Consider the following 6,351-nt stretch of genomic DNA (forward strand, 5'->3'; position numbering starts at 1 on the left):
AAGAGGTGATAACGTTGCTAGCAAACGAAAGATATGGTAAAATCCTAAGTATTTTGGATTTAGAAGGAAGTGTAAAATCTTCTAAGTTAGTTAAAAAATTGGAAGTATCCTTGGAAACCATCAGAAGAGATCTGGAAAATCTAGAAAAACAAGGTCTGCTAAAAAAAGTTCATGGAGGAGCTGTAGCCAAAACAAATAAAGTAGACAACCTTCCCTATACATTGAGAGAAGATGAAAGTAGAGAAGAAAAACAGGCTGTTGCATCTAAAGCTTTAGAATATATAGGTGAAGGGGAAACGATAGCTTTAAATGGAAGCACTACAAATATAGAGATCGCAAAACTGTTAAAAGTTAAGTACAACAACCTGACCGTCATAACAAATTCCCTGTTGATAGCCAATGAATTAGTTCAAAAAGAGGGGATAAACCTTATATTGGTAGGGGGAATATACAATAAAAGGGAATTTTCTTTTTTGGGTGAAAATACAGTCAATGCTTTGGACAAATTTTCGGTAAATAAATCCTTCATCAGTGTAGGAGGAGTTTCTCTAAAAAGAGGAGTTACAGATTTTTTGGAGGAAGAGGTCCAGCTGCAAAAAAAGTTTATAGAGATTGCAAACGAAGTTATAATCTTAGCAGTTTCCAGCAAAATAGGAAATAATTCCCTGATAAAAATATGTGATTTAGAGGATATTAATTTTATAATAACAGATTCCAAATTAGATAAAAACATGAAAAAAAAATATTTAAAAAACGGAATAGAGATAAAAAATTAGAGGTAGTGAAAACTATCTCTTTTTTATTTTCTGTACTATTAAATCAACTACTGTAATATATTTTCCCTAAAAAATTTAAACCTTTCTCTTTCTAAAGTCCACACCCCCTATTCATTTTTCCCACAAAAAAACATAAAAAACCATAAAAAACCATAAAAAAGCTTGCAAATCCACAAAAAGTGTAATATAATCTAAACGTTCAAACGAAAATAGAAATAAAGGGAGGAAAAATGGCAGGAAAAGGTATAGCATTAGGGAATTCGGCAGCAAAGAGTGAAAATTTTAAAAAGTGGTTCACATTTATCATTTTAGTTATTGGAGGGGGGACAATATATAAGCTTTCATCATTAAAAGATGCGTTTTATGTGCCTATGCAAGAATTTATGCATTTAAGCCACACGCAGATAGGTGCAGCCATGTCAGTTTACGGTCTGGTTCAAACAATTGGTAATGTAGGATCTATCTATATTTCAGATAGATTCTCCAAAAGAACATTGATCCCTCTATCGCTGGTTGGGATAGGAATAGTTGGAGTATATCTATCAACATTCCCAAGTTATTATGGAATCTTAGCGTGTTGGGGATTATTTGCATTCTTTGGTGAAGTAACATATTGGCCGGTTCTCCTAAAAGCGGTGAGATTATTAGGAAATGACGAAGAGCAGGGAAGAATGTTTGGATTTTTAGAAGCTGGTAGAGGAGTTGTAGACGTTATTATCGCATTCTCAGCCCTTGGAATCTTTGCATTAATGGGAAAATCAGCAGGAGCACTAAAAGGATCTATCTTATTTTATTCAGCAGCGGTTATAATCGTAGGAATTATTTCATACTTCTTAATTGAAGATGATATTGTAGTAGATAAGGATGAAAACGGAAATAAGGTCAATAAAAATGTAGTAGCTATGAAAGGTGTTATGGAAGCTATAAAAACCAAAGAAATTTGGGTTGTATCATTTACAATATTTTCTGTATACTCAGTATATTGTGGATTGACATACTTTATTCCATTTTTAAGAGATATCTATGGGATGCCTGTTACATTATTAGGAGCATATGGTATCATAAATCAATATGGACTGAAGATGATCGGTGGACCTGTCGGGGGATTTCTTGTGGACAAGAAATTTAAATCAGCAAGTAAATATCTAAGAGTTGCTCTTCTTGTAGCAGCAATATCTATGGCAGTATTTATAATGTTACCTCATTCAAAAATGGGATTATATCCGGGAATGGCAGCTACATTAGGATTCGGAGCAATTATATTCACCATGAGAGCTGTATTCTTTGCACCTATCAATGAAATCCAAGTACCTAAACATATAAGTGGAGCTGCAATGTCTATAGCCTGCATCTTCGGATACTCACCATCGATGTTTGCATATTCCCTATATGGAAGTATGTTGGATGCTCATCCGGGTATAGCAGGTTACAGAATGGTATTCACTACCATGATCGGATTTGCTGTTTTAGGAATAATAATAACAACTATACTTATCGGAATGATTAAAAAACAAAACAAAGCCGGTTAAAAGAAAAAGTAAAATTTGCCTGCCTATGGCGGGCAAATTCTTATTTTAAAAGACCTGTAAGAAGTGCACAAATATAATATTAACATAAATTTAGGAGGAACAAATGAGATTAGGATTAGAAACAGAAAGCTGTCACCTTTCATTCCAGCACGGAAGGATGGATATATTTAAATTTATAGAATTTACACATGAATTAGGGTTGGATGGTGTTCAAATAAATATCGTTCCAGATTATAATTTAGACCCCAACTGGGGAACATTGGGAAGTGTTGATCCAGAACATTTAAAGAAAGTTAAGGCACTTATCAACAAATACAATATGTATGTGGAGATCGACACAAAAAACTTAGAATACGATCACTTAAAAGAAGTGATAGAAGTATCACATCTATTGGGTGCTGATATCATCAGAACCTATATTCCCATCGTATCTAACGTAAGAAATGAGGTAGAAAGCGGATCTGAAGGAGCATATGATCCTGCAAAAATCAGACAGGATTTTGATACTAAATGCTTTGATGAAGGGGTAGAAAAGGTAAAAAAATTGATTCCATTATTGGAAAAATATAGAATTAAAATCGCACTGGAAAACCATGAATATGAAACATCGGAAGAATTGGTGGATGTAGTGAAAAAAGTCAACTCTCAATGGGTAGGGTTACACTATGACTTCGGGAATTCTATGATGGTCTGGGAAGAACCTGTTCAGGCTGCCGAAAATATGGCTCCATATACATTAACAACACACTTCAAAGACCATATAATAATTGAAGATCCCAGTGATAAATATGGACATGTAGTTTGTGGTGTCCCTGCCGGTGAAGGAAATATTGACCTGGATGCAGTTTTTAAGATAATGGTAGAAAAATCAGATCTTAAAAGAATCAACTTAGAGATGTGTTATCCATATTGTGCACAGTTTAAAAGAAGTCCCGGTACGGGCGGAGTCTTTAAAGTAGGTGAAGGAGCTTTTAAGGTTGAAAAACAATTATTTGATTACGACTTTATTAAACCCCTTCAATATTACTATCCCCATGAAGTTTCAGAAGAACTATTGGAAGAGTTAATCGTAAAACAGATGGAAGGTGTTAGAACAGGGGTTAAATATCTAAAAAGTCTAAGAGATAAATACTGTAGAGACTAGAATCGCAAATCAATTTAAGAGATAAATAATACTGAAACTAGAGGGGGTCCCCCTCTAGTTTTTCACCTTAGGAGCAATTATGAAAAATAAAGTAGATTATCTTACAGTATATTTAGGCTGTTTTATTCAGGCCTTTGCCATTACCTGCATATTAAAGCCTAACAATCTCACTGTTGGCGGAATAACAGGACTCTCATTGACTATAGGTAAGTTAATATCTATAAACTACACCTATATATATTATTTTATCTGTCTTATAATACTTTCTTCCGCCAAGATTTTCTTAGGAAACAAAGAAGCCGGGAAGATAATTCTTCTTTCTACAACCTATCCTTTAATTTTAATGCTCATGAATAATTTCAGTTTTAATTTTTTGAGTGATACCCCAGATAAATTATTAATCTGCATATATTATGGAGTTTTTATGGGAGTAGGAACAGGTCTTGTCTTAAAAAAAGGGTTTTCCCAAGGCAGTTCAGATACCTTAGCTAAGGTAATTCAAAAAAAAATATTTCCATTTATAGGGATAAGTCAAGTAATGCTCTGTATAGACATATTTATCCTGCTTATATCCAGTTTTGTTTTCGGGAAAACTGCTGTATTATACGCTATCATCATTCAAACGGTATACAGTAAATCTATAAATGTGGTTTTATTTGGATTTGGATCATCACTGGTAAAAGTGGTTATTATAAGTGATAAAAAAGAGGAGATTGAAAAATTTCTGATAGATAAAATCCATAGAAGATACAGTATCGGGTTCCTTAAAGGAAATCATAGTGAAGAAAAAAGAGAAAAAATCATTTCAATTTGTTCCTTGAGGGAAGCCATGCTGATAAAAGATTTTATAAGTAAAATAGATATAGATGCCTTTATAAATTTTGTTCCAATCATTTCAGCCTGGGGAAAGGATAATGGATTGGAAAAATTAGAATTAGATATTGAATAATAATTTGGAGGGTAGGAGCGGCTCTTGTCTTAAAAAAAAGGTTTTCTTAAGGGAGTTCCCATACCTTAGCTAAGGTAATTAAAAAAACTATTTCCATTTATAGGACCTTGCGTTGTATAATAAAATGCAAGAAAAAATCCTGCCCAATCTGTGTCCCGGCAAACATTAAAGAAAAGTTGGGAAAAGATAATGGCTGGAAAATCTAAAATTAGATTTTGAATAACAATTTGGAGGTTATATATGAAATTATCAAGTTACCTGAATCCTAAGTGTATCTATCTGAATTTAGAAGGAGATACCAAGGAAGATATCATCGGTCAAATGATAGATAATACGGCTAAATACGACAAAACATTTCACGAATCTGTGGATTTAATCAGAAAATCGGTTTTCGCAAGGGAAGCTGAGGTTTCTACTGCTATGGGGAGCGGGATTGCTATACCTCATGCCAGGGTGGATGGATATGACGATATCCTCATCTCTATAGGTATCATGAAGGAGCCCATAGAATGTGATATGGCAGATCTGAGAAATAAAGATCTGGTAAAAATATTCTTTATGATCACAGCCGAAACTTTAAAGAGTAAGGTTATCTTAAAGATCATGTCTTCTATCACTAAGATAGCCATGAAAGATAAGGTCCTGTTGGAAAAACTAAAAAATGCCAAGAGCCCGGCCGAAGTCTATGATCTTTTAAGTGATATCAATGTAAAGATTGAAAACAAGATCACAGCTGAAGATGTTATGGACCCCACAATAAAACCGGTGAGCCCCTATGATACCCTGGACGATATAGCCAGAAGGCTTATCACAGAGGAAAAACCGGGATTTCCGGTAGTGGATGACAACGGAAATTTCCTGGGAGAGATGACCGAAAGGGAGCTTATCTCCTTTGGTATGCCGGACTACACCTCGGTAATGGATGACTTGGATTTTTTCACCATAGGGGAACCCTTTGAGGAATATCTAAAAAATGAAAAAACAGCCAGAATTCAGGATATTTACAGAAAAAAAACAACAGTTGTAGACAGAAAAACTCCTATAATGGAAATATGCCTGCTCATGGTAAATAAAGGATTTACCAGGATATATGTAGTTGAAAATGGTAAATATTACGGAACTATCTTGAGATCACATATAATCAAAAAAGTTTTACATATATAAGTTTAGGTATTTAGGAGGAAAGAAAGATGCAATTAGCAATAGGTTTAATCATATTTATAACGACATTTTATTTGATAATAACAGAAAAAGTCCCAGGTCCCATAGCCACTCTTTTAGGGGGGCTGTCCATGGCACTTGTGGGAATCATAAATGAACACGAAGCACTCCATGCCATCGGCTCCAGACTGGAAATAATACTCCTGCTGGTAGGGATGATGATCATCGTTCATTTTATCTCCGAAACAGGAGTCTTCCAGTATTTAGCAGTAAAGGTAGCACAATTAGTAAAGGGAGAACCCTTTCCCTTACTGGTACTTCTGGCAGTAATAACTGCAGTCTGTTCAGCATTTTTGGACAATGTAACCACTATCTTACTCATGGCACCGGTATCTATCTTACTGGCAAACCAGCTGAAAGTTGACCCCTTCGTATACATCATGACCCTCATTATGTCGGCCAACATAGGGGGATTAGCTACATTGATCGGGGATCCTACCCAGCTGATAATAGGAGCAGAGGGTAAGATAGGTTTCAATGATTTTTTAATCAATACAGCTCCAATAGCCATTATTTCACTGATTATATTAATAATTACAGTCTATTTTATGTACGGCAGAAAGATGGTTGTCTCCAGAGATCTAAAAGCCAGGGTCATGGAACTCGATGCATCCAGATCCTTAAAAAACATAAGATTATTACAGGAATCTGCTACTATATTTGCCCTGGTAATCTTTGGATTTTTGATGAATAACTTCATCGATAAGGGACTGGCTATAATGGCTCTCAGTG

Annotated in this window: 6 protein-coding genes; all 6 read left to right on the forward strand. The window is 34.8% G+C overall.

The window, feature by feature from the left end; genetic code table 11:
* Positions 1-5: 5 nt before the first annotated feature.
* Complete coding sequence (locus DYH56_RS07305) at positions 6-776, forward strand: DeoR/GlpR family DNA-binding transcription regulator (protein WP_233500009.1); 771 nt, start codon at positions 6-8, stop codon at positions 774-776.
* A 230-nt stretch (positions 777-1,006) separates the two neighbouring features.
* On the forward strand, positions 1,007-2,305 hold the full coding sequence (locus DYH56_RS07310) for an MFS transporter (RefSeq protein ID WP_114642214.1): 1,299 nt from the start codon (positions 1,007-1,009) through the stop codon (positions 2,303-2,305).
* A gap of 103 nt (positions 2,306-2,408) precedes the next feature.
* The gene (locus tag DYH56_RS07315; RefSeq protein WP_114642215.1) at positions 2,409-3,449 is read left to right on the forward strand and encodes a sugar phosphate isomerase/epimerase family protein; all 1,041 of its coding nucleotides are present in this window, start codon (positions 2,409-2,411) and stop codon (positions 3,447-3,449) included.
* Positions 3,450-3,528: 79 nt separating this feature from the next.
* A complete protein-coding gene (locus DYH56_RS07320; protein ID WP_114642216.1) occupies positions 3,529-4,398 on the forward strand; it encodes a YitT family protein in 870 nt (289 codons plus the stop codon).
* Between the two features lie 240 nt (positions 4,399-4,638).
* On the forward strand, positions 4,639-5,562 hold the full coding sequence (locus DYH56_RS07325; protein ID WP_114642217.1) for a PTS sugar transporter subunit IIA: 924 nt from the start codon (positions 4,639-4,641) through the stop codon (positions 5,560-5,562).
* Positions 5,563-5,588: 26 nt separating this feature from the next.
* On the forward strand, positions 5,589-6,351 hold a 763-nt coding region (locus DYH56_RS07330; RefSeq protein WP_116649066.1), incomplete at its 3' end, for an SLC13 family permease.

The organism is Psychrilyobacter piezotolerans, from assembly GCF_003391055.1.
GTDB classification, from domain to species: Bacteria; Fusobacteriota; Fusobacteriia; order Fusobacteriales; family Fusobacteriaceae; genus Psychrilyobacter; species Psychrilyobacter piezotolerans.